General features: G+C 33.2%; 18 protein-coding genes and 1 pseudogene. 13 read left to right on the top strand and 6 right to left on the bottom strand.

Annotated elements, in window-relative coordinates; all coding sequences use genetic code 11:
* Window positions 1-11: 11 nt before the first annotated feature.
* From coxB to hemJ, 3 genes are all read right to left on the bottom strand, one after another.
* A complete protein-coding gene (gene coxB / locus OM962_RS06350; protein ID WP_264331190.1) occupies window positions 12-776 on the bottom strand; it encodes a cytochrome c oxidase subunit II in 765 nt (254 codons plus the stop codon).
* A gap of 556 nt (window positions 777-1,332) precedes the next feature.
* Window positions 1,333-2,844: an HlyD family type I secretion periplasmic adaptor subunit gene (locus OM962_RS06345; RefSeq protein WP_264331189.1), complete on the bottom strand. Its 1,512-nt coding sequence runs from the start codon at window positions 2,842-2,844 to the stop codon at window positions 1,333-1,335.
* Window positions 2,845-2,998: 154 nt separating this feature from the next.
* A complete protein-coding gene (gene hemJ / locus OM962_RS06340) occupies window positions 2,999-3,427 on the bottom strand; it encodes a protoporphyrinogen oxidase HemJ (protein WP_012481732.1) in 429 nt (142 codons plus the stop codon).
* A 65-nt stretch (window positions 3,428-3,492) separates the two neighbouring features.
* On the opposite strand from hemJ, the gene pdhA reads away from it, so the two are divergent.
* The 3 genes and pseudogenes from pdhA to OM962_RS06325 form a co-directional block, all read left to right on the top strand.
* Window positions 3,493-4,473 carry a pyruvate dehydrogenase (acetyl-transferring) E1 component subunit alpha gene (gene pdhA / locus OM962_RS06335; protein ID WP_264331188.1) on the top strand — a complete coding sequence of 327 codons (981 nt, stop codon included), beginning with the start codon at window positions 3,493-3,495 and terminating at the stop codon, window positions 4,471-4,473.
* Window positions 4,474-4,678: 205 nt separating this feature from the next.
* On the top strand, window positions 4,679-6,100 hold the full coding sequence (gene gatB, locus OM962_RS06330) for an Asp-tRNA(Asn)/Glu-tRNA(Gln) amidotransferase subunit GatB (protein WP_264331187.1): 1,422 nt from the start codon (window positions 4,679-4,681) through the stop codon (window positions 6,098-6,100).
* An 11-nt stretch (window positions 6,101-6,111) separates the two neighbouring features.
* Window positions 6,112-8,631 (top strand): annotated as a pseudogene (locus OM962_RS06325) (ankyrin repeat domain-containing protein); the annotation flags it as partial.
* A 153-nt stretch (window positions 8,632-8,784) separates the two neighbouring features.
* On the opposite strand, the gene OM962_RS06320 reads toward OM962_RS06325, so the two are convergent.
* Window positions 8,785-10,017, bottom strand: coding sequence for an IS256 family transposase (locus OM962_RS06320; RefSeq protein WP_264330447.1), 1,233 nt, complete (start codon window positions 10,015-10,017; stop codon window positions 8,785-8,787).
* Between the two features lie 647 nt (window positions 10,018-10,664).
* Here OM962_RS06320 and OM962_RS06315 point away from each other — a divergent pair.
* From OM962_RS06315 to tnpC, 10 genes are all read left to right on the top strand, one after another.
* Window positions 10,665-11,414, top strand: coding sequence for an NTP transferase domain-containing protein (locus OM962_RS06315; RefSeq protein WP_151807609.1), 750 nt, complete (start codon window positions 10,665-10,667; stop codon window positions 11,412-11,414).
* 124 nt (window positions 11,415-11,538) lie between these two features.
* Entirely contained in the window at window positions 11,539-12,492 is a 954-nt protein-coding gene (locus tag OM962_RS06310; RefSeq protein ID WP_264330988.1) for an NAD-dependent epimerase/dehydratase family protein, read from the top strand.
* Window positions 12,449-14,776: a glycosyltransferase gene (locus OM962_RS06305; protein ID WP_264330989.1), complete on the top strand. Its 2,328-nt coding sequence runs from the start codon at window positions 12,449-12,451 to the stop codon at window positions 14,774-14,776. The genes OM962_RS06310 and OM962_RS06305 overlap by 44 nt, the downstream gene beginning before the upstream one ends.
* A complete protein-coding gene (locus tag OM962_RS06300; protein WP_264330990.1) occupies window positions 14,737-16,413 on the top strand; it encodes a WG repeat-containing protein in 1,677 nt (558 codons plus the stop codon). The genes OM962_RS06305 and OM962_RS06300 overlap by 40 nt, the downstream gene beginning before the upstream one ends.
* A 4-nt stretch (window positions 16,414-16,417) precedes the next feature.
* Complete coding sequence (locus OM962_RS06295) at window positions 16,418-17,407, top strand: phytanoyl-CoA dioxygenase family protein (protein ID WP_319606758.1); 990 nt, start codon at window positions 16,418-16,420, stop codon at window positions 17,405-17,407.
* Complete coding sequence (locus OM962_RS06290; RefSeq protein WP_264330992.1) at window positions 17,408-19,183, top strand: ABC transporter ATP-binding protein; 1,776 nt, start codon at window positions 17,408-17,410, stop codon at window positions 19,181-19,183. It begins immediately after the preceding gene.
* Between the two features lies 1 nt (window position 19,184).
* Complete coding sequence (locus OM962_RS06285; RefSeq protein ID WP_264331021.1) at window positions 19,185-20,234, top strand: threonine aldolase family protein; 1,050 nt, start codon at window positions 19,185-19,187, stop codon at window positions 20,232-20,234.
* Window positions 20,231-21,283 carry a threonine aldolase family protein gene (locus tag OM962_RS06280; RefSeq protein WP_006280070.1) on the top strand — a complete coding sequence of 351 codons (1,053 nt, stop codon included), beginning with the start codon at window positions 20,231-20,233 and terminating at the stop codon, window positions 21,281-21,283. The genes OM962_RS06285 and OM962_RS06280 overlap by 4 nt, the downstream gene beginning before the upstream one ends.
* A 127-nt stretch (window positions 21,284-21,410) precedes the next feature.
* Window positions 21,411-22,556: an MFS transporter gene (locus tag OM962_RS06275; RefSeq protein WP_405196980.1), complete on the top strand. Its 1,146-nt coding sequence runs from the start codon at window positions 21,411-21,413 to the stop codon at window positions 22,554-22,556.
* 113 nt (window positions 22,557-22,669) lie between these two features.
* Window positions 22,670-24,022, top strand: a complete 1,353-nt coding sequence (gene tnpC / locus OM962_RS06270) for an IS66 family transposase (RefSeq protein ID WP_264330462.1) — start codon at window positions 22,670-22,672, stop codon at window positions 24,020-24,022.
* Window positions 24,023-24,061: 39 nt separating this feature from the next.
* Here tnpC and OM962_RS06265 read toward each other — a convergent pair whose 3' ends face one another.
* Together OM962_RS06265 and OM962_RS06260 are read right to left on the bottom strand one after the other, a co-directional pair.
* Complete coding sequence (locus tag OM962_RS06265) at window positions 24,062-25,369, bottom strand: UDP-glucose dehydrogenase family protein (RefSeq protein WP_264331185.1); 1,308 nt, start codon at window positions 25,367-25,369, stop codon at window positions 24,062-24,064.
* Window positions 25,370-25,416: 47 nt separating this feature from the next.
* Window positions 25,417-26,099 (bottom strand): DMT family transporter (locus OM962_RS06260; RefSeq protein WP_264331184.1); only part of this gene is annotated, 683 nt, incomplete at its 5' end.

Below are 26,099 nucleotides of genomic sequence, written 5' to 3'. Positions count from 1 at the left end.
ATACTCCAAATTTAACTCACTAATTTTCTATTTTCGATCCACTTATTAAAATCTTCTTTGCTTACTGCTTCAACAACAATTGGCATAAATCCATGGCCTTGACCACACAATTCGTAGCACTGCCCGTAATAAACACCTGGCTTTTTGACATTAAACCACGCCTCATTCAGCCTTCCTGGTATCGCATCAATTTTTACACCAAAAGCCGGCACTCCCCAACTGTGTATCACATCTCCTGCTGTAACTTGTAAACGAACGTTAGTATTAACGGGTAAAATGATGTTATTATCAACAGAGAATAGCTTCAAATCCCCTTCAATAAAGTCATCTTTTCCCTTGATATAACTATCAAATGACACACCTTGATATTCTGGATATTGGTAGCTCCAATACCATTGATGGCCAATAACTTTTAGTGTTATGTCAGCTTTCGGTATTTCTTCCTGTAGCTTCAGTAATTTAGCGTTTTCAAAGGCTAATATTCCAACAATGATAGTTGGTATAACAAACCAAATAATTTCTAAAGGAACACTATGGGTAGTTTTACTTATGTTTGTTACTTTGCTTTTACGAAAGCGAAACGCTATATAAGCAAGCAGCGCCCACACAAAAAGCATTATTGTAACCATCACAAGCATCACAAACGAATGTGACCTAACTACAGCCTCCATTACTTCAGTTGCAGGAGCAGGAAATCCAAATTGCCAGGAAGTAGGAGCAGAGGCAACAGATATATTTGAGTAAAATATTATCAATAGTGCAAATAACTTCACCATATTTTTTGCTGTAAAACTAACTATATAATAGTATATATAAACTTACTATGCAAACAGAGATTATAGGATATACACAAGTGTTTTGCTAAATATTGAATCAAAAGTAAATGATGATTAATGTTTTTTTAGCATTTAATAAATATAATAATACGATACTAACTTGAGGAAAAAGCATTTACATGAATCTATTTTAAGTTAAAATATTATAATATTTTAAGTTAAGTATTTACTTTAAGGAAATTCTATAATAAGTTTAATAGTGTCTGTTATTGCTAATAACCCTCTAGCCTCACACCTAAAAGCAGTAACAGACACTATTAAACTTTAGGTAAGTTTATCTATTTATAATTCATTAAGGTAAAAATCTTACTAATTCCTTTAATTCTATTATACAGCTGAGTTTACTAATTAACCTTTAATGTTTACGTTAGCATTTGCATCTTAAATCAAAGATTTACATATTATAGAAAATAATTATAAAATAATACACTACTTGTGTGTAAATTTTTTTGCATATCAAACTCTGTAAACAAATTTTTTAGAAAAGCCAAATAAATTATCTCTCTATGAAAGATCTATCGAATGTTGCAATTATAGGTGTAAACAAGAACGATAAAAGAGTGCGGGATTGAGTAACTATATATACCTCTACTGGCATACCAGGATATAGGTATACGTTTTTAAATTGAGCAAGTTCTGATTTTGGTATCACCACTCGCACTGAATAATAACGCCCCATCCTTGGATCATCAAGAACATCAGGGGAAATATGGTTTACTATACCGTTAATTAAACTTAAGCGACGTGCACTATAAGCGCTCAGCCTTACTTTAACTTTCAGCCCTTCTAGTCCGTCGATAGAGACTATATTGCTATCTTTCTTTTTTGCTGACAGTATCTCTTCTATGTTTCTGGTTAAAACTTTAGCATCTATTATTAGATCATCATCTGATGGTACTATACTCATAATTGGAACTCCAGATTGTATAACACCACCTTCAGTGTGGTATCTTATATCTGTAACTATACCATCTTGAGGTGATTTAATTATTGTACGTGCTAACGAATCTTCAGAAACCATCAGCCTCTCTTTTAAGTCTGCAATAGATGTATTAACTTCCTTAAGCTCAGCATTTGCTCTTTCTTGAGCATCATTCTTCACATTTATAATCTCTAACTCATTTTCTCCAATCTTTTGCTGTACTTGAGATATTGCAGAACGGTAATGCCCAACTCTACCCTCAATGTCAGCAAACTGTTTTTCTAAAGCTAAAATGTGAGGTTTACTTATATGGCCACTATCAAGTAATTGTCTTTTTGTTTCTAACTCCTCAGTTATCAAGTCATATTGCTTATGGGCTGCATTTAGTTGAAAATTTAGCCCTGCTAATTCATCATTTAACTGCTTTATACGTTGTTGCAGTATGTCAGTTTTTCCTAATATACTCTTTCTCTGAGAGTTGAACAACTCTACCTGATTCTTTATCGCTTTATTTACAAGTTCATCGTTAGATAATCTTTTAACCTCATCAGAAAATTCTAGCGTATCTAAGTCTCCCCTAATTGCAATAAGTCTTGCTTCAGTTGCCAAAAACGATAAGAGTTTTTCTTTAATTATACTCAAATTTGCCTTTTCGTTAACATCACTTAATAAAACTAAAGGCTCATCTTTCTTAACTGCTTGACCTTCTTTTACTAAAATTTTGCTTATTATTCCCCCACCCAAGTGTTGCACTATTTTTCTATTTGAAGAGACAATAACTTCTCCACTTGCATGCACTGCTCCGTCAATTGGAGCTATAGCTGACCAAATACCACCTATTCCAAAAAAGATGAATATCACCACTAAACCAAAAAATAGTGGTCCCCATGTGACTTTTAGGACTTCATTTACGTTATTACTCTCACGTTTAAAAATAAAATTTATCATCGCATCAATCCATGCGAACGTCTTATCCAAAAATTGATATTTCTTCTTTCTATTTCCTGCCCTTTGCATATCTATATCATCACTACCAATCAGGCCTGTCAAAGAAAGTCCAGCACTAAGCTTTTTTAACTTACTCATTATAATACTACTGCGAATTCTTGTTAACCAGGATAACACACAAAAACAAAGAATCTATACCTTAAGTACTTTACTTAGACTATGGAACATCAGAATAAACTATTTAGTAACAATTCTTATACTCCATTCAATGGTTCAGCATTAGGCTAGAAAATCAAAAAGGTTTTACAATAACCATAATAACTATAATTATTATTAACACTGTTACTGCTTCGTTTAAAACACGAAAATAAACGTGAGTTTTCTTATTCAAGCCCACTGCAAAATTTTTCCTATGTTTTGCAAGTAGGACATGAATAGCAAACATTAAGAATAATGCTAGCGCTTTTACATGAAACCACCCTTCGCGATATGCTTCCCTAATAATCATTAGCATAATTCCAAAACTAAGGGAGAAAAGCATTGCAGGGTTTATGATATATCTAAGGAGTCTCTTCTCCATTATTTGAAGTAAGCTGTCATTTTCTGACCCTGGTTTTACAGATGCATGGTAAACATAAAGCCTTGGCAAATAGAGCATACCTGCCACCCACATAATTACAGAGATAACGTGAAAAGCTTCAAGCCAGTGATAGTAGTCCATATAGATAGTATTATAAAATGTTAAAAATTTCTGGTATGATCTCAATTTAATAAAAGAAAGTCAATATGAAAGCAGAAAATTTCACTAAAGAACAGGTGATTGGATTCTACAGAAAAATGCTTCTCATACGCAGATTTGAGGAAAAAGCAGGACAATTATACGGAATGGGATTAATAGGCGGATTCTGTCACTTATCAATAGGGCAAGAAGCAGTTGCAGTTGGGACTCAAGCTGCATCAAAATCTGGTGATGCTTTTATCACAAGCTATAGAGACCATGGCTTAATGCTTGCATGTAATTCTGATCCGAATGTTGTGATGGCAGAACTAAACGGCAAAGAAACAGGGTGTTCAAAAGGTAAAGGTGGCTCCATGCACATATTTGATGTTGAAAAAAATTTCTTTGGTGGACATGGAATAGTAGGTGCACAAGTCCCAATTGGTACAGGAATAGCATTTGCTAATAAATACAAGAAAAAAGATAACGTTGTATTCACATATTTTGGTGACGGTGCTGCAAATCAAGGACAAGTATATGAATCATTTAATATGGCATCTTTGTGGAAGTTACCTGTGGTTTATATCATAGAAAATAACGAATACGCAATGGGAACTTCTGTGCAAAGATCAACTTTAGTAACTGAACTATATAAAAGAGGAGAGAGTTTTGGTATTCCTGGAAAACAAGTTGATGGAATGGATTTTTTCTCTGTCTATGAGATAACAAGTGAAATAGCTGAGCACGTACGTGGGGGAAAAGGACCTCTCTTGCTTGAAATGAAGACATATAGATATCGTGGCCATTCGATGTCAGATCCTGCTACTTATCGCTCAAAAGAAGAAGTTGAAGATATGAAGCAAAATCATGATCCTATAAGCACCTTAAAGCAGTATATAACAGACAATAAAATCGCTTCTGATGAAGAATGCAAAGCTATTGATAAGGAAATACGAGATTTAGTAAAAAAGTCAGAAGATTTTGCTAAAAATAGTAAAGAGCCAGGCGTTGATGAACTATATACTGATGTTTATAAATTTGTTAGCTAATCAGTTGCCATCAAAATTATGTTTTGGCCTACTATAGATATTTTTTGGCAGCACTTAACTTTATTATATAACAGCCTAGTCAATAGAAACTGTAGTAACTCTTATATTATTGATATACACCGCTCTTGGATCATAGGTTAAATGAGTTTTATTTGACTTTTTGTGCTAGTTTGCAGAATATAAAGTTATTAATTGAATAAAATACATGACAAAAGAAAACTGGGAGACAGTAATTGGACTTGAGGTACACGCTCAGGTTTCTTCTAAGACAAAGCTATTTTCTAGTTCACTAACGGAATTTGGCACTGAGCACAATACTCAAGTTTCTCTAGTTGATGCAGCAATGCCAGGTACACTACCAGTATTAAATTATAGCTGCATAGAGCAAGCAATATGCACCGGACTTGCAATTTCTGCAGAAATTAATAAATGCTCTTACTTTGACCGGAAAAATTATTTTTATCCCGATTTACCACAAGGTTATCAAATAACCCAGTTCTTTGAGCCAATAGTTAAAAATGGCAAAGTTTTTATCAATAATAATGAAAAAGAAATAAGAATCGCAAGAATTCACTTAGAGCAAGATGCAGGAAAGAGTATTCATGAAGAAAGCAAAACTTACATAGATTTAAATCGTGCAGGTGTTGCTTTAATGGAAATTGTTTCAGAGCCAGATCTTCGTTCATCTGCAGAAGCTGCAGAATTCATGAAAAAATTGAGGCAGATTTTGCGTTACATCGGTTCATGTGATGGTGATATGGAAAAGGGGTCACTTCGCTGTGATGCAAATGTTTCTGTTCGCCCAAAGGGCAGTAGCACATTTGGCACTCGTTGTGAAATAAAAAACTTAAATTCAATACGTTATATTGTACAAGCTATAGATTATGAAGCACAAAGGCAGATCAAAATTTTGGAAAGCGGAGGAGAAATAAGTCAAGATACCTTATTGTTTGATGTCACTTTAGGAAAAACAAAAGTGATGAGAAGCAAAGAAGATTCAAGTGACTATAGATATTTCCCTGAACCTGATTTGCTACCTGTTGAAATAAGCCAAGACAAAATTGATTCTATTAAATCATCTTTACCCGAGTTGCCAGATCAAAAAAAACTTCGATACATAGCGGAATTAGGTATCAATGAATATGATGCAGACGTTATCACTTCTGATAAAGAAATTGCCGATTATTTTGAAAAATTAGCAAAAAAGCATGATTCAAAGATTGCAGTTACCTGGTTAACCGTCGAGCTTTTCGGTCGTTTAAATAAAACAAATATTGATATTGTTAGCTCTCCAATTAAAGCAGATGCTTTATCCGAGCTCCTTGACTTTATCGTTGATGGAACGATCTCTGCTAAGCTCGGCAAGCAAGTTTTTGATATTATGTTTGAAACTGGCAAACCGGCATCTCTCATCATAGAAGAGCAGGACCTAAAACAAATAACCGATAGAGGTCAAATAGCAGAAGTTATCGACACAATCATCAATAGCAACCAAGATAAAGTTCAAGAATACAAAAGCGGTAAAACAAAACTATATGGATTCTTTGTCGGCGAAGTCATGAAACTTACCAAGGGAAAAGCCAGCCCTGATGTCGTAAACTTGGTTTTGAGTGAAAGATTAGGGTAAAAACAGGGGTAATGTATCTAGAAGATGATTCTACTTGGGGTTTCAAACGCATTTACCATGGTATTGCCTTTCAAGAGTTATTGATCGTAATATCTCTAATGCATGAGATGGATATAACATCTCTCATGTCTAAGATGGGTAAAGAATGTTCTTTCTCCATAGACACAGAGTTAGAGTCAGCTCAAGGTTTTGATGACATTGTTGTTTGGCATGAGCAAAATAAAGATATAGTACATAAGTTTATACAAGTTAAGCACAACCAAAATGGAACTAAAAAAATCAGTGTAAGTAGCTTATTAACAAAAAGTGGTAAGTTTAGTATTTTAAAACTTTTCCTTGCCTATTTAAAAATCAAAAATAGTGCAAAGTTTAGTGATGGAATAAAGCATTTTCTTTTTGCTACGAATATGGATCTTGATTCACCATATTCAATACAACACGAAGTAAGAAACCTAAGAGCAATGTTAAGTGGAGAAAATAAAGGAAAAGAACTTTCATTTGTAAGGATAGACACAAAAGATGAGTTTCTGGATATAGGTGATAGTGCAAGATATAGAATTAGTGATTCAGGTGGTAGTGTTGCTCAATACTTGAAACAAAATATGGATTTTATAAAGCGTGAGATAGGCAAGGAAGTCAGCAATAAAGAGATAGAGGACTTTTTAAATGAACTGGTGTTCGTCGTTAACTTACCCCATGAAGCTCAGCTAAGAAAATTATTGCTAGGTAAGTTGAGTAGTAGGTTGAACAAAAAGTTCGACTATATTGGTGACAATCAAATCTTTTGTAATAATCTTCTAAAAAAAATATCAGACTGGGTAAAAGATATAAAAGCGCGTCCTCTTTCGTACAAAGAAGGAGAAGAACTTTTTCGAGAAGTTGAGCTGTGGGCTAGTACTTTAGGTAAGATAGAACAAGGAGTAAAAGAAAAGAATGAAAGAATTGATAAAGTAATAAAACAACAACATAAGGATAGTAAAACACTACATAAAATATATGTGGCTGTAACGACACAGGATAACAAGCGGGTAGGGAAACCTATTCAGTTTAATATAAAACATCCGGTTGAAATGTTTGTTGGAAGAAAAAATGAATTGCAAGAAATATATGATAGGCTGCATAAAAGCACTGACAAACCAATGGCAATATCGCGGATTGTTGTTATTGGCGGTTCTGAAGGAGTAGGGGAGAGTGAGTTAGCCAGAAAATATGCTTGTGAATATAAAGAGCATTATGATGGTAATCTTGTATGGGTAAATGCAGGAACACAAAAGGATCTTGAAGAATCGTTTAAAGGATTAGCTAAGGAGTTAAATAGAAGGTTACCTGAAGGTTCGAAAATTTTTATTACAGATGAAGATACTGAACAAGAAAAGGGAATCAGATCTATTATTAAGAGTGTATATAGATATTTTAAAGATGTAAAAAGTCTTTTTATTTTCGATAATGCAAGAGAATATAAAGACATCAGTAAATTTTTACCACTGTCTTTATATCCTGACTATAAAAAACCTTATGTTTTAATTACTTCTCGTGATAATAAGTGGGAAGCAAGAGGAGATATAGAAGTAATAAAGTTAGATATATTCAATAAAACGGAGGCTTTGGGATTTATTAAGAAGTCCTTAAATATAGATGACCCTTTACAGGATAAGGAAATAAAAGAGCTAATGGAAAAGCTGCAGTATTTGCCCTTGGCTTTAAAGCAAGTGGTAGTGTACATTCGCAACAAAAATAAAGAATCAAAGTTGAGAGGTTGTGGAAGATTTGAGATAAGTGATTACTTAAAGGAGTGTCAACGGTACACAGGAAAATCACTTAAAGAAGGAGTTTGTAAAGATGAAGATTGTTATGCTGAAGCAGTTTCAATAACTTGTACCATTACGATGACACATATACAAAAAGAATACGGCTGTGAAACGTTGAATATTCTGGAGATAATGGCCTACCTTGCTCCTGACAAGATTCATATAGAAGAAATCTTTTCAAAATTAATAGCAGATGATGAAGAAAAGCTGTGGAATGCTGTTAAGTTACTCGATAGATATTCGATGGTTAACTTAAGTGAAGGAGTAGTAAACATTCACAGACTGGTGCAGGAAGTAACAAGATTAAAATTACAAAAAGAAGGCCGAGAAGAAGAAATTTTGAGAAAAGCTCTAGAATTGATAAACGGTGGTAATATAGCACAAGACAGTATAAGTCATATTGTCTCTATTTGGGGATATGCAAGTAAATACGGTAAGTTGATTGATGACTTTTACTTTAACTCATCTTATGTATATGGAGGACCACTGTTTATAAGGAAAAGCACCACTTTGCACTTGCTTGCTGAAAGTGGTGATTGTAAAGCAATTAGTGCAATAATAGCACATATAGAAAAACATTACTCTAGTGAATTTGTAAAAACTCTTAATGTTAAGGACAATCACGGTCAAACTTTGTTGCATATTGCTGCTAGGAGTGGGAGTTTGAATGTAATGAAATGTCTAGTCAATAAAGGTGCTAGCACTAATGCTAGAGACAAATATGGTATCCGTTCAGAGGTGTGGTTTAAGAAACAACAGCTAGCAGGTTTTGAAAAGGGTTTAATTCCTTTTGTTTCCAAGTCAGATACAACGAAATTATCCGCTCAAGAAATCTATTCCCTGGGAACGTTCAAAAAAGTGTGTCAAACCGTATTTTTAATTCAACTCAATTTTTAATCTATCAGGAAAAAAGATATCAAGTTGAGATATAGTTAAAGCCCAATTAGGTAAAGCCATAGCCCATTTTTGCTCTACTTTTTTTATAGCACAATATACCTGTTTATACAAGGCATTTGTATTAGTAAATGAGCCTTTGGTTTTAGTAAATTTTCTAATCTGTCTGTGCAGTCCCTCAATAGGATTAGTGGTATAAATTAGCCTCCTAACAGGACCTGAATACTTAAAATAACTGGACAAATTTTCCCAATTATTCTGCCAAGATTTTATGACTAATGGATACTTTTCGCCCCATTTTTCCTCCAGTTCAAGCAAATAATTTTCGGCAATTTCTTTACTTGAAGCACGATATATTTTTTTCAAATCATTCATGAAAACTTTTACATCTTTGCTAGATACATATTTCAGTGAATTCCTTATCTGATGCACTATACATAGTTGTACTTCTGCTTTAGGAAATATACTATTTATAGCTGTAGAAAAGCTTTTTAGCCCATCAATGCAGGCAATTAGAATATCTTCTACTCCTCTTTCTTTGAGGTCATTTAGCACTCCCAACCAGAAATTAGCTCCCTCACTTTCAGCCAAATAAAAACCTAATACTTCTTTTCTGCCATTTTGATCTATGCCTAATATGTTATACATACACTTGCTTACACAATGTCCATCCTCCTTAACCTTAAAAAACATGCCATCCATGAACACTATTGGATATACTGATTGCAGTGGACGGCTGCGCCATTCATTGATTATTGGTAGCAGTTTATCAGTAATACTGGATATCTCTGCTGCTGATATTTTGTGGTCATATATTTCCTCAACGTGTGAAGCTATGTCTCTGTATCCCATGCCACTGGCGTATGTACTTAATACCTTTGCTTCAAGTTCTGGATGTAGGCTTGTTTGCCTTTTTCTAACTATTTGTGGTTCAAAACTTCCCTCCCTATCTCTTGGTGTTAGCAGCTCAAATGAGCCTCCACTCGTGCGTAAAGTTTTTGCGTTTCTCCCATTTCTTCGGTTATTTTCTTCACTTTTAGCTGACATGTGGTTTTCTATTTCACCTTCCAGACTTGCCTCTAGCAACCTTTTTATAAACGGTGTTAATGCTCCATCTTTTCCTGTCAATGGTTTTCCTTCTCGTATAGATGACAGGATATTTGTTTCTAATTCTTTATAATCTACCAACCCATTAGTTCTATTTGCTTGACTCATATCAAACCTCCATTTTTTATATCAATTTATTACTTTACTTCTCGGTTTGACACACTTTTTTGAACGTTCCCAAAAGTTTCTGAAAATAGCAATTACTTTTTTGTTACAAACAGCCTATGTTTTCATTTATTCAAATTTTCAGGATGTTGAGAACATTTAAGAGGGGTAAGTGAGTTTTCTAAAAAACCTTCATACAAAATTTTCTTTACAATAAATAACAATGACTATAGGGTTATGCACACGTTTATTCTATACTAATAGAATTAGTAAAAGTACCTTTTATTCAAATTTTAAAGGGCATTACAGGCGCTAAAGAGGTACAATCGATTGGGTTGGTGGGCACACTCGCTTTAAAACTTAATTACAGACTTTTTGGTGAATTAAGCAGTAGTTACCTTATTTCAAACAGAGTGGTCTAAGAGGTTTCATCAATAAAAACCATACTTGAAAGTAGCACACACTCAATTATAACTATGGTGCGTCTCTTTCTAAAATTTTACTTAAGAACTGCTAAGAATTACTACAGATGCTAATTTAACGAATTTTGTCTGTTCGATGTTAGTTATCTTCCTCTAGAAAATCAAAGTGGACTTTACATCTTATTAATTATAAATTAACTTACTACCTAATTAATTCCTGAGTTATGTATGAGTAACATTTTGATAATATTAGCAGCAGGAAAGAGCAGTAGAATGAATTCTGAATATTCAAAAGCGTTGCACCAAGTGGGAAATCTTACTCTTTTAGAGCATATAATTTCTAATGCAAAATCGCTGAGTCTAAAAAGCTTATCAATTGTTGTTAATGAGTCTCTTCTAAAAGATTTACAAAGGTTTGATACCCTAAAAAGTATAATCGATCAATACAATATAAAACTAATAGTTCAAGAAGATATTACAGGTACTGGCACTGCAGTTAAAATTGCCCTAGAAAATCTGGAGAAGTTATCTGATCAAGATATGGTTTTAATACAGTATGGGGACACTCCATTTATATCTAGTGATACAGTTATGAAGATGACTGATTGTCTAAAGTATAATAATTTAGTTCTTCTTGGATTCAATAGTCAAGATGAACAATATGGAAGGTTAGTAATTGATAATTACGGAAATGTTCAAAAAATCCTAAAAAATGGCGATAAAATGCTTCTTGCAAACTCTGGAATAATAGTTTCATATGCTAAAGATCTTTTTACCTTAGTAAAAGAAATAAAATTTAATAATTCGACCAATGAATATTGTCTTAATGATATAGTACCCATTGCAGCAAACAATAACTTGAGTGTAGGTTATGTAGTTTCTGATGAAAAAGAAGCAATGGGAGTAAATAATAAAGAGGATTTGATTAAAGCCGAACACTATTTTCAAGAAAGAAGGCAGCCAATTCTTCTTTCATAACTAAATTTTTTTATTCATTAATTTAAGTTGACATTTGTTTTATACTGGTTTTATAATACCTTTTGATTCTTACTTGTAAGATAATTGGTACGACAAATTTTCCTAGTTGTAGTAGAGGGTATACATGGGGATATTAATAACAGGTGCTGCAGGTTTGATAGGGTCGACCTTGGTGAAAAAGTTAGAAAACCAAGGCCATGAAGTAATAAGCTGCGATATTAGGTTTTGCAACAATCCACTCAGTTTTTTTTCAGAAGATATAGTACCACTACTTGCTAAGTGTACAGGAATTATTCATCTGGCTGCAATTTCTCGAGTTATACATGGTGAACTTTATCCTACACTGTGTCAAAAAATTAATGTTGATGGTACAATGCGGTTTTTAGGGTTATGTAAGTCACTTCCAAATAAACCATGGTTTATATATGCAAGTAGTAGGGAAGTCTATGGAGAGCAGAAGGAACTGCCAGTTACAGAATCTGCTAGTATCGATCCAATAAATAATTATGCCAAAGGTAAAGCATTTATTGAGGAACAAATAACAAGTTCAAAAGATTTTAATGTAGCAATATTACGCTTTTCAAATGTATACGGTGGTTTACTAGATCATAACAGTAGAGTAATTCCTGCACTCTGTATTAATGCATTAAGAGGTGATCCAATTAAAATAGAAGGTAAAGAATGTGTTTTTGATTTTACCTATTTGTATGATGTTATAGAGGGTATATGCTTAACTGTTAAATATTTACAAAGCGAAAAATCTTCTCTTCCTGCTATTCATCTTACTACTAATAGCCCATGTACTTTAGAAAACTTAGCAAAAACAATATTAAAAGTCACGAAAAGTGATTCTAGAATTGATTTTTATCCTCCAAGAAATTTTGACGTAACTAAGTTCTATGGTGATTTTACTAGAGCTAAAGAGCTACTTGGTTGGTCTCCAAAACATTCATTAGAAGTAGGATTAAGTAAATTTATAAAAAGTCTACAAAACAATACACAAGAATATCCTAACAATATAGATATGGTAATATATGAAAATATTAAAAGTTATTCATGGTTACCCTCCTTATTATAGTGCTGGTTCAGAGGTTTATAGCCAAACTCTTGCTCATGAACTAGCAAATAACAATGAGGTACAAGTATTTACTAGGTATGAAAATAGCTTTTTACCTGATTTTTATTACACTACAGTCCTAGATCGTAGTGATTCTCGAATCTTACTGCATTTAATTAATATACCCATAGCTAAATATCGTTACAAATTTATCAATGAAGAAGTAGATATACAATTTAAAAGAGTAATAGATAACTTTCAGCCAGATCTTATACATTTTGGTCATCTTAATCATCTATCAATTACTTTACCAGAAATTGCTTTTAAAGAAAATATACCTACAATTTTTACGCTACATGACTTTTGGTTAATGTGTCCAAGAGGAAGGTTTATTCAACGCAATTCTGAAGATTTGTTACGGCTTTGTGATGGACAAAAGGATCAAAAATGTGCAACCCAATGTTACAAAGGATATTTTACAGGAGATGAAGAATTCCTGAATTTAGACATAAATTATTGGGAACAATGGGTTGCAACTAGAATGAAGCACACAAGGAAAATAATAGACTATATAGATTACTTTATTTCCCCATCGAAATTCTTGATGGACAAATTTACTCAGGATTTTAATGTTCCGATAAACAAAATTTCTTATCTTGATTATGGTTTTGATCTCAATCGTCTTAAGAATAGAAATAGAGCACAAGAAAAAGAGTTTATTTTCGGTTATATTGGTACTCATACTCCCGAAAAAGGTGTTGATCTATTATTGAAAGCTTTTTCTCACTTATCATCTAAAGCAAAACTTAGAATTTGGGGAGCAGCAAGAGAAGAAACTAAAGCTTTAAAAGCGATTGCCGATCAGTTTTCACCTGTTGTTAAAGAAAGAATAGAGTGGATGGGAAGTTATGATAATAAGAATATAGTTACTGACGTATTTAATAAAGTTGACGCAATAGTCGTTCCTTCAATTTGGGGTGAAAATTCACCGTTAGTAATACATGAAGCACAGCAACTTAGAATACCAGTTATAACAGCCGATTATGGTGGCATGGCAGAATATGTAAGAGATGGACTATTATTTAAGCACAGAGATGCAAGTAGTTTGTCAGAAAAAATGCAAGTCCTATCTACAAATCAGGAGTTATACAATAAACTTACCCAAAAAGGCTATCCTTATACTGAAAATGGAAATATACCTTCTATAAGTGAGCATACTGAGAAACTTAACAAGATTTACCGTAATGCTATTGAAAAGAAAGGCAAATCAGTAGCTGTGAAACCCGGTCCTTGGAGAATTACTTTTGATACTAATCCAGACTACTGCAATTTTGCTTGTATAATGTGCGAATGTTTTTCACCATACAGCAAAGTTAAAGAAGAAAAGAAAGCTAAAGGAATAAAACCTAAGATATTGTCGATAGAAACTATCAGAAAAGTAATTAAGGAAGCAGCTGGCACACCTTTAAAGGAAATCATTCCTTCTACTATGGGTGAGCCTTTAATGTACAAAAGCTTTGATGAAATAATCAATTTGTGCCATGAGTTTGGTTTGAAGCTTAACCTAACAACTAATGGTTCTTTTCCTATTAAAGGAGCTAGAAAATGGGCTGAACTATTGGTACCAATTTTATCTGATGTTAAGATTTCCTGGAATGGGGCAACTAAAGAAACTCATGAAAGAATCATGAAAGGTTCAAAATGGGAAGTAGTGACAGAAAATTTAAAAACTTTCCTTGAAGTTAGAGATAAATACTTTAGCGATACAGGTGAAAGGTGTACCGTTACTTTACAATTAACATTTTTGGAAAGTAATTTACATGAACTCTATGACATAGTTAAGATGGCCATAAAGAACGGCATAGATAGAGTCAAAGGACATCATCTTTGGGCACATTTTGAGGAAATTCAGGATCTATCTATGAGAAGAGATGAATTAGCAATTAGTAGATGGAACACGGAGGTGAGAAGGTTATACGAACTTAGAGATAATATGCTATTGCCAAATGGTAAAAAGATAAAATTAGAAAATTTCACAATCCTTTCTCAAGAAGGTATTAAGGATTTGGCTCCAGGTGGTCAATGCCCATTTTTAGGTAAAGAAGCATGGATAAACAATGAAGGAAAGTTTAGTCCTTGCTGTGCCCCAGATGAACTCCGTAAGACATTAGGAAATTTTGGTAATGTTAATGAGGTTAAACTCGAGGAAATATGGCAGAGTAGTGAGTACCTAAGCTTACAAAAGAATTATTTAAATTACAAATTATGCAAAACATGCAACATGAGAAAACCTTTGATCAATTAATCAAAGATAATCTTAGATCTATTAAAATTTCACCGTGTGAGAGGTTTCACGAGTTGCTAGGAAATCCTTTGTATGAAAATAGGTTTATAAAGGTTGGTAAATTTCATGAGCCCGGTCTTGCACCGGTTTATGATCAGATAGGCGCTTATCATATCAATGTGAGAGGAGAAGCAGTTTATCATCATAGATTTCTAAAAACTTTTGGATTCTACTTTAATAGAGCGGCCGTAGAAGATGATACAGGGTGTTACCATATTGATTCATCTGGATGTAGAGTATACAAACAGTCGTATCAATGGATTGGAAATTATCAGGAAGATGCTTGTGTAGTTAGAAGACATGATAAATGTTTTCATATTAATTTAAATGGCAACAGGATTTATCAAGAGGAATATGATTATGTTGGAGATTTTAAGGATGGTATCGCTGTAGTCTATAAGGATGGCAAAGCTACACATATTAATCATCATGGAAAGTTAGTACATAATAAATGGTATAAAAAACTTAATGTTTTTCATAAAGGATATTCTATTGCAGAAGATCAACATGGTTGGTTTCATATAGATATTAATGGTGATCCTGTTTACCAGCAGAGATTTAAAATGGTAGAAGCATTCTATAATGGGATGGCAAAAGTTGAAACTTTTGAGGGTGTGTTAGGACAAATCGATATTACCGGAAATGTAAAGTTTAATATTTTTGATTTAGGTAAAGAATCTCAAGTGCATAAGATTTCTGCAGAACTTTCAGCCTTTTGGAAAACGTACCTAACAAACGTTGCTATTGAACTTGATTTGTTAAATATTTTACCTGCAACTATGCCGATTTTATCTAAAAAGTTAAACATTATCGTACCAAATCTAGAAAGGCTGTTAAGGGCGTTGTGGGAAATAGGGTTTATTGATTACGATAAGGACAAGGACTTATGGCAACTATCATCAAAAGGTAAGTGTTTTAAGGGAATACCATTTTTGCCAAAAGCAGCAACGATGTGGGCAAGAGTTGCCGCTGAAAAGAATTGGTTAAATATTGCCGATATACTAAAACAGAAGTCAATCTCTTCATTTGAATCTTTTAAGGAAAGAGAAGCATCAGAAAATAAGAAAATAGCGTTTTACCAAGCATTGCTAGGATATTCTAGGTTTGATACTAAAGAGTTTAATTCTAGAATTAATATAGATGATGCTAAGAATATATTGCTATTTGGTGTACATTCTTTATTTCTTGCTTATTCTGGTATACACAATAAAGGTTCCATAGGCCTATATAACGAACATAAAGTGCCAAGACAGTTAGTAGAAAATTTAAAAGTCAAACTTATAACTCAGAAAGAACTATCAGCTACAAATTATGAATTAGGTGTCTTTTGCCGCTTTCTGCAGCATTATGATGATGATAAAGTATTATCTTATTTAAAATTGGTCAAAGGAATATCTCGTATTTTATTGATAGAAACCATTTTAGATTACCGCTCTCCAGCTGGAGGCTCTGTAGATATTAATGTAATGGTTGAAACAGGAGGTAAACTAAGAACGTTAAGCGATTGGGAAAAAATACTCAAACAAGTAAAAGGATTCAAAATTTCTTCTGTTGTACCTTTAACAGATTACTTGTCAGTCATTGATGTCAGGTATTAATCATATGGAAATACTACAAAAAAATGGTTTTTTTATTATCAAAAATCTGGTTCCTTTAGAACTAATAAATCAGTCTTTAAGTGATATAACAAATAAAATATCAAAGCTATCCCAAGAACTAAGTGTTTCAACTTCTGACTACTTAAACTGTACCGGCAGATGGGGCACGTCATCTCAAGTAACTAGAATTATCTCTCAAGCATTAGATAAAATTATTAAAAATTACCTTGAAAAGTCACTTCAGTGTCAGATACTGCAGAAAAAATCAAATGTTATATGTAAAACTGCTGATTTAATAGATGCAGTTCCCTTCCATCAAGACATCTCCTATAGTTTCAATGATCCTTACCACTTTTCTGTTTGGTTAGCTTTGAATAATGTCAGTGAAACTTCAGGTGCACTGCAAATTATAGAAAACAGTCATAAATGGGAAATACAGCCTTTAGTTGATTTTTGGTACCCATATTTTTTTGATCAGTACTCAAACAACCGAGAAAATTACAAAATTAAGTCACTACCTATTTCAGCAGGAGATGCGATAGTTTTTGATTCACGGTTATGGCATGGTAGTGATAAAAATACAGATGCTAAAGATAGATTTGCTTATGTAACAAGGTGGATTATAAAAGATCAAGACCTTCCCTATGTGCCAAAACCTCAGCCTTCAGTTTTTGGTATACTCAATTGTGGTGAGTTAACAGAATCTATACTGAGAGAATGCTTGTCATTGTTTGGCTACCAGGAAAGTATAAAAGCAAAAAACATGGAAGAACTTATCAAGAGCTGGTTAGCCTTTATTATAGACACAACTACAAATATTTCTGAGATCGACACTACTGAGGCTAAGCGAGATTTATATAAGCTGCTTATTCTAAATCAAGCATCAGTACTACATGATGCTGGAGACATCTCAGGAAAAATATACAAAAATTTATGGTTTTCACTACTTGTATTTCTCAATAAAAAAGTCAACGTAGTGGAGCTAGCATTGTAAATGAACAGAAGTAGAGTTGATAGCTTCAAATGTGTATTGATGTTCATCCTGAATATAGTATCTAAATTCAAACTTAATGTACTTATAATGTCTTTAGTTGCCCTGGTGGTAGCTGTTGATTTGTCTTTTAGAAAGTATTTAGTAAAAAATATTCTAGATACAGCTGTAAAATATCAGGAAGGTAATGTAATTGAAAATCTTTTATTACCTGTAAGCGCTTATCTTGGTATGGCATTACTTATCACTACTGCTTTTAGATTCTATGGCTATTTTGTTGACATTCGAATGTTTACCTTAATGCGTCAAAAGATAGCTGATATGTCTTTTTGTAGGCTACTCCAGCAAGACCATTCCTATTATCAGAACAATTTATCTGGAAGCTTAGTACATAAGGTCAGTAACTTAATGGATAGTGTGATAGAGTTAATAAGATTGCTTATAGATTGTTTTTTCAGTTACAGCATAGCATTAGTCTTAGCTATTTATACCTTATCATTAGTAAACATAAAATTTGCAATCGCTACATTCACTTGGGTAAGCATTTTTATTTTAGTATCGATTTTCAGCTTTCGTGTACTTACTGAACTAGCTGATAATTACTCTAAACAAAATTCACAAGTAATAGCTAGTATAGCAGATAGTATTTTAAATGTTATATCAGTAAGGTTATTTTCTCAGCAAGCACATGAGAGACACAAATTTTTTCAAATATGCAAGAAAAGAACTATTGCAGAGAGAAAATTACAATGGGCATACTTTTGTCTTTGGTTTATATATGGCTATTCATTCGATATACTCCAAGCAGTAAACTTGTATTTTTTAATTCATGATTATCAATTGAACAAGGTCGCAATAGGAGATATTGCTCTTGTACTTGGAATTAATATATCGATTATAGAGTTTCTTAACCATCTAACTAGGAATCTTACCCAATTTTCTACTCATTTCGGCAAAGTTTCAGATGCATTGCCAATCTTGAATACCGTACCAGAAATTCAAGATAAGGAAAATGCTAAAGAATTAAATTTATTAAGTGGAAGAATAACGTTTAATAATGTTTCTTTTTCTTATGAAGGTCAGGAGTCATTATTTCAAGATTTCTCAGTTACCATTAATCCTTGCGAAAAGGTAGGCCTAGTTGGTTATTCTGGAGGTGGTAAATCTACTTTTATAAACTTAATCCTAAGGCTATTTGATGTTAAAAAAGGTAATATAGAGATTGATAATCAAATAGTATCAGAAGTTACACAGAGTTCTTTGAGGCAACAAATATCTGTAATACCTCAAGACCCATTGTTATTTCATGATACTATTTTAGCAAACATCATATATGGTAAACTTCAATCTACTATCGAAGAAATAATGAGAGCTGCAAAGCTGGCTGGTGTTCACGATTTCATTATGGCGCTACCAGATCAATATGAAACTACAGTCGGAGAAAAAGGCATCAAGCTATCTGGAGGAGAAAGACAAAGAATAATAATAGCAAGGGCATTTTTAAAAAACGCTCCAATATTATTTCTCGATGAACCAACTAGTCAGTTAGATTCTATAACAGAAAAAACAATTCAAATGAGTTTATTTAAACTGATGAAAAATAAAACTACGATTACTATAGCACACCGTATTTCTACACTTTTACACATGGACCGAATTCTAGTATTTAACAAAGGAAAAATTGTCCAAGATGGTAAACACGCTGAACTAGTTTCTAAGCAAGGTCTTTACAAGGAACTTTGGAATGCTCAAATTGGTTGTTTGAATGGCAAGAAATAAGATGGAAAAAATTATTGATCTGAGAAGTGACACTACAACTCTGCAGAGCTCCAACGTTATACATGCAATAAGTAATGCAACTGTTGGAGATTTTGCTTATGGTGAAGACAAAAGCTGTAATGACTTATCAGAATATTGCAAACAATTATTCAAAGTAGAAGAAGCATTATTTGTAACCAGCGGTATGCTTGCAAATAGATTAGCCATTGCCAGTCAAACAAGTCCTGGTGATGAACTAATAACTCATTATAATTATCACGTTAATTTTTTCGATAGCGCAGGCAATGCAAAAGTAAATAATATCGTATTTAATTGTATTAGAAATAATAGCGGAATCTTAGATGTTGATGAAGTAGAATATGCTATTAATTCTAAGCCAAGGTACAAAATTTTTGCTCAGGTGAGTCTTGTTTCTATAGAAAATAGTATAAACGGGTTTAATGGTAAAATTTATCCTTTTGAAAAACAAGTCGAGTTATATCACTTTTTAAAAGCTCACAATGTAAATCTTCATTTAGACGGTGCAAGAATATTTAATGCTCATGTCGAAACAAATATTGCTTTAGCAGATTATGCTAAATATGTGGATACAATGAGCTTTTCTTTTACCAAAGGACTTGGAGCTCCTTTTGGTTCAATGCTTATGGGTAAAAGAGAGATAATTGAAAGGGCTAAAAAGCTACAGGTTTGGCTAGGTAGTGGTTATCATCAGATAGGGTATTGTGCTAATGCAGCAAAGTATGTACTACAGAACAATATTTCTAGGCTTAAAGAAGACAATAAACTCGCCAAACTGTTTGCAGACAAGATTAAGGAAATTCCACACATAAAACTGGTACTACCTTATCCAGAAACTAATATAGTAAGCTTTAGTATAAAAGCACTAAATGTAACTAATGAGGTTTTCTTGAGTAAGTGCCAAGCTTATGGTTTATTGCTTTTTCCTTGGCTCGAGTCTCATATAAGAGCAGTTACCCATCTTGGCACAAAGGAAACAGACATCATGAAAGCTGCTGAAATTATAAAGGAGGTTGTGTTAAATTTAATATGAGAGTAAAAATAGATTTCTTTAGCGATTCAAACACTGACCCTTCAGCTAAAATGAGGGAAGCGATGGCTAAAGCAAAAGTTGGAAACGAAGCTGCATGTGAAGATCCAACTGTGAACGAATTAGTGGCAACCGCATGTAAAATATTAGGTAAACCTGCAGGAATCTTTTTGATTTCAGGAACGATGTCCAATGTAATTGCTTATAAAGTACACATTCAAAGACCTGGTGATTACTTGCTGCTTGATGAAACTTCACATCCGCTCATAGTACAATCTGGCTTGATCGCAGCCCAGGCACATGCCACTCCTTTGCCCATCAAAGGTACGAGAGGAATATTTACTGGAGAACAAATTGTTGAGTTTATTACTCGTCCTAGTTTAAGAAATATTCCGAGAGTTGGGCTTGTTTCTATCGAACAAACGACAAATTTTGGTGGTGGAGCTGTGTGGCCTTTAGAATATATTCAAGAGATCTCAAGTCTCTGCAAAGAGAATGACGTATTCACTCATTTAGATGGAGCAAGACTGTTCAACGCTTGTGCTCATACTAAAATATCTCCAAAGGAGTATGCAAGTTATTTTGATTCGGTATTCATTGATTTTAGTAAAGGATTAGGTGCTCCAATGGGCGCAATATTGCTTGGAAGTGAAGATTTTATTGAAAAAGCTTGGTACTATAAGTTTCAAATTGGCGGAGGTATGCACCAAGCTGGCATTATTTCAGCTGCATGTTTATATGCTCTACGTAATAATGTAAATTCTTTAGAAGAAGATCATAAAAAAATGCAGCACCTTATAGAAGGCCTAGACTCCATAGATCAAGTTATAATTGATATCGACCTGTATAAAACTAATATAGCGTATTTTTCATTACGTACTAATTGTATATCTACTCAAGAATTAATAAACGTACTAATGACAAATTATGGAATTAGAATGGCTAACATCAAAGGTAAAATCAGAGCTATAACACATAGAGATATAAGCTATGAAGATATTAATACTACTGTATCTGCTATAAGAAAGATACTAAGTAATTTTCTGCACTAATTGTTTGCAAACTTCTTGTCAAACAATATTATACCAATATAGTATTATGCTAGCATCTGCATAGAGCTATTTGGGAATAGGTGTGAACTTTGTCTTCTTTCAATATTTACTATTCTTCTGTGGATATATGCTGCTTTATTTATCAAGACAAAGTATACCAATTGCTCTACCACTGTTAATAGATACTGACCATGTAAAATTAAGCTATTTTTTTGCCTGCTTTTCTTTTTTTTATGGAGTATCAAAATTTGTTAATGGAATAATCATGGACTCCAAAAATAATCCATTATTTATGTTTGGGCTATGCAATATTGCAACTGGATTATTAACCATTGGTATAACTTTATCATATAATAATCTAACTTTATTACTGTTAACATTAATATTATTAGCTTGGACACAAGGGTTAGGTTGGCCAGCTATTACCAAGTTTATGGTTACAAACTCTAGCATCTCTTCAATTGCATCATCATGGGGAGTTATGAGCGCATCTCAGCAACTTGGTTCTTGTATTACTTTAATTGTATTACCAAGTATAATTAAAATATATGATGCAAAAAGTGCATTTTTGTACTCTGGTTTCTTATGCTTACTTTTTGGAATTTATATAATATTAAAGGCATATTACAAAGAAAGTGCCAACTTTACTACCTATTATAAGGTGCAGAAATCTCAAATAGGTATCAAGGTAACAAGTTCCATATGGTTTCTATGTTGTGCTACTTTTTGTGCTTATATTATAAAAATGGGAATCTTCTTTTGGTTTCCTATAATTTTAAAGGATAAATTACAAATTTCTCTTGTACAATCCTCACTAATAACAGGCGTATATGATTTAGGTGGAATCCTTGGAACTTTAATAACAGGAAGAATTAGTGATATGTACTTCTTTCAAAATAGAAGCTTGCTGGCATCACTTTATATGTTGGGTATAGCACTCACTTTTATTGCAATGAACTTTGGTCAAAACATAATTCTTATGAACCTTGGTGCAATCTTATCAGGATTCTTTATATTTGGAGTGCAAGTACTGACAGGTGTTATAGCTGTAGAAATTGCTCCACAAAATAATGTATGTGCAATTGTAAGCTTAACAGGATTATTTGGGTATATTGCAAGTTCAATATTTTCATGCGTGCTCTTAGGAGTACTTGTTAAGCACTGTGGTAACAGTATTATGTTTTCATTTTTTTCCATTTGCTCTGTTGTTGCACTCGTTTGCTTTTCCATACTATCAAGCAAAGATCTAAAAAAACTAAGTAAAGCGGTGTAAAAAAAATGTATCCGTTCAGAGGTGTGGCAAGGATAAAAAACAATTGACATAATATATTAAAGTAGTAATAACACAAAATGTTGATAGTAAAGTAAGGCTAGATGCTTCAATTGTTGATCAGTATTGTAGAGTTATGTAAAAACTTAGAGCAGAAAGTAGCAAAGCTTGAAGAAAAAAATAAAATCTTAGAAATAGAGAATGCTGAACTAAGAGAGAGACTCGGCTTAAACTCAAGGAATTCATCTTTACCAAGTTCAAAAGAGCTGTACAAAATAAAAAAAGACACACCAGAAGATAAGTCAGAGGGCGGCAGGAAGATAGGTGGTCAAGTTGGACATAAGGGGAATTGCCGAGCTAAAATGGAAGCAGATGAGGTGGTGAAGGTAGAGTTACCAAATAGATGCGAGTGTGGTGAAGAAATCGCAATATCGGAAAAACCATATGTCTATCAAAAAGTTGATTTACCAGAAATTAAGCCTTACGTAGTTGAGTATCAATTAGAACATGGTCGCTGTCGTAAATGCGGAAAAAGAAGGAGTAGCAAATTACCAGAAGGAGTTACACCGGATACCTTTGGTCCTAGAGTTAAGTCAGTAGTTGCATCACTAAGTGGGTTTTATAAGAATTCAAAGCGAGAAATAGCGAATATTATGAAAGACATCTTTAACATGAGTATAAGTGTTGGTAGTGTGTCCAATAGTGAAGCAAGGGTTTCGTCAAAATGTAAAGAAGCCTATGAACAAATAGAGGAAGAAATAAAAGCAAGCGAAATTTTGCATATTGATGAAACCAGTCACTACAACAAAGGCAAATTGGGATGGTGCTGGATGTTTGCCAACAATAAAGCAAGTCTTATGAAGTTAGCAGATACAAGAGGAATGAAATTTTTAAAGAATAGTGCATTTTGTGATTACAAAAACCTGGTAATTACTGACAGATATGCAGTTTACAACCACTTCAGTGATGAAAAACGACAAATTTGTTGGGCTCACTTATTGAGAAATTTCGAGAGGTTATCTCATAGTTGGAATAGTGAAGTAATGAGACTTGGCCATTGTTTAAAAGACGCAGCTAATGGATTGTTTGTATTAAAAAACGCTTTGTCAGAAAATGAAATTAGTATTTCAAAGTTCACTAAGCAAGCTAAAGAATTACGAAGATACATACAGTACTGCATGATAAAAATATCTTATATACTTGAAGCAAAAGGAGCTTCACGAACGGTAAAGGGTATTATAAAATCCGAGTCAATGATGTGGACATTTTTGGATGACCCAGAGAATATTCCATTAACGAATAACCATGTTGAGCGACAGATACGGCATTATGTTGTCTATCGTAAGAATTCATATTTTGCACAGTCAGAGCGAGGGAATAGATTTCTTGAGCGGATAATTTCGTTGTATCTGACTTGGAAACAAAAGGAATTAAACCCTTTTCAAAACCTGCTAGCTGTTGTTTCTTAAACCACACCTCTGAACGGATACAAAAAAATTTCTCAACAGTTAAACTTTGTAGATAGATTTTTTACCCAAGGAATAAACATGGTAACCATATCTTAGTAATAGCTCGCTATCTAATAAATTACGGAAATCAAAAACATTAGGTGCAGCCATAATACTCTTTAAACTTGCAAAATCTTGATTTTTAAATTCTTTCCACTCCGTTAACAATAACAAGGCTTCCGCGTCCCTTGCAGCCCCTATAGCATTGTCCGCGTATTCTATATCCTTTAGAACTTGCCTAGCATTATCCATCCCCATTGGGTCATATGCAGTAATTTTAGCCTTGTTATTCACTAACAATTGTGCAATATCTATAGCTGGGCTATTTCTTACATCATCAGTACCAGACTTAAAAGTTAGCCCCCATATTGCTATTTTTTTATTTTGGACTCCATTTAATACATATTCTACCTTTTTAGCAATGTTTGTTATATGATTATAGTTAGATTCCTTAACTGAATTTAAAATTTGTAGCTTGACATTGTGATCTTCAGCAAGCCTTATTAAAGCTGACAAATCTTTAGGAAAACATGATCCTCCAAATCCTGGACCAGCTTTGAGAAATTCCTTACCTATTCTATGGTCCATTCCCATACTGTTAGCTAAAAGGTCAATGTCTGCTCCTAATAGCTCACATAAACCTGCCATCTCATTGATAAAAGCAACCTTTGTTGCTAGAAAAGCATTAGAAGCATATTTAATCATTTCAGCAGTAACTGTATCAGTGACTATTAACGGAATATTCTTATCTATAAATGATCTATATATAACTTCTAGTTTTGCTCTAGCTAGCTTAGTTTTTACTCCTATTATTATCCTATCTGGGTATAAAAAATCTGATACTGCAGAGCCTTGCTTGAGAAACTCTGGATTAACCCCCAAATCAAAGTTATAGCCCTTATTAGATAAATAATTATATATATTTTCTGCAGTACCAGGAGGAACAGTTGACTTTATCACTATTAAGCAATCTTGATTAACTCTCTCAGAAACTTCACTTACTGCATTATATACATTCTTTAAATTTGCATTTCCTAGGGAGTCTGATGGAGTATCTACAGTTATAAATACTACTTCTGTATTGGGATTTATTTGAAAATACGAATCGAAAAATCTTATCCTTTGTGACTTTATATTATTCTCTAAATAATCTGCTAATCCAGGTTCATATAGAGGAATGTTCCCTGATTTCAAAAGTTCAATCTTCTCAGTATTTATGTCAATGCAATCAACTTTATGGCCCTGCTCAGATAACATTGTACCAGATACTAAGCCTACATACCCTACTCCTATAATAGTTATGTGCATTTTATTATCACCTTAAAAATATAGCTTAGCATCTAAAATAAATACCATTAACAATTATAAACTTTTGTTGTTACATTATTTTTCTTAATTGCCTTACCTTCCGAATAAGCTATAAATAAGGTTGATGGTATTAATATCAAAGTACCATATAAAGCACTTTCATCAGGTAATTCATTAAATATAACGTATGTTACTATTGCAGAAATTATTAGCTCTATGTATCTATACGGTGCAAGTGCAGTAGCATCAGTAAGAGCAAAAGCTTTTAACATGAAGAACAGAATTAGGTTTGAACTTATTCCTAAAATCAGCAGTAATACTAACTCCAACAAGGAAGGCATATGCCAATAAAATAACAAAGGTGGAGTAGAAAAAATAGTTGTCGTTAGAGCTGAATAAAATAACATACTTATTACTGACTCTTTTATTACAAGTTTCTTATTAAGTATATCTAATATAGCAAAGATCAATGCAGATACAATAAAAATAAGAATTTTAGGATTAAAATCTTCACTATGAGCTTTGGTAGTAATAGCAATACCAACAAAGCCAATAACAGTTACTATCCATCTTTGCCAAATTACATTTTCGTTTAGCAAAGGGATTGCAAGAAGTATAACAAATAATGGTATAGAAAAACTTATAATCGTTGCAGTTACTATGGGGAAAACAGTCAACCCGTAAGTCCATAAGGTCATTCCACAAAACAACAACCCACCCCTGGTTATTT

The sequence above is a fragment of the Wolbachia endosymbiont (group B) of Erebia ligea genome, assembly GCF_947179575.1.
Lineage (GTDB): Bacteria > Pseudomonadota > Alphaproteobacteria > Rickettsiales > Anaplasmataceae > Wolbachia > Wolbachia pipientis_C.
The sequence above is the reverse complement of the archived record's forward strand: the minus strand, read 5'-3'. Positions and strand labels throughout refer to the sequence as shown.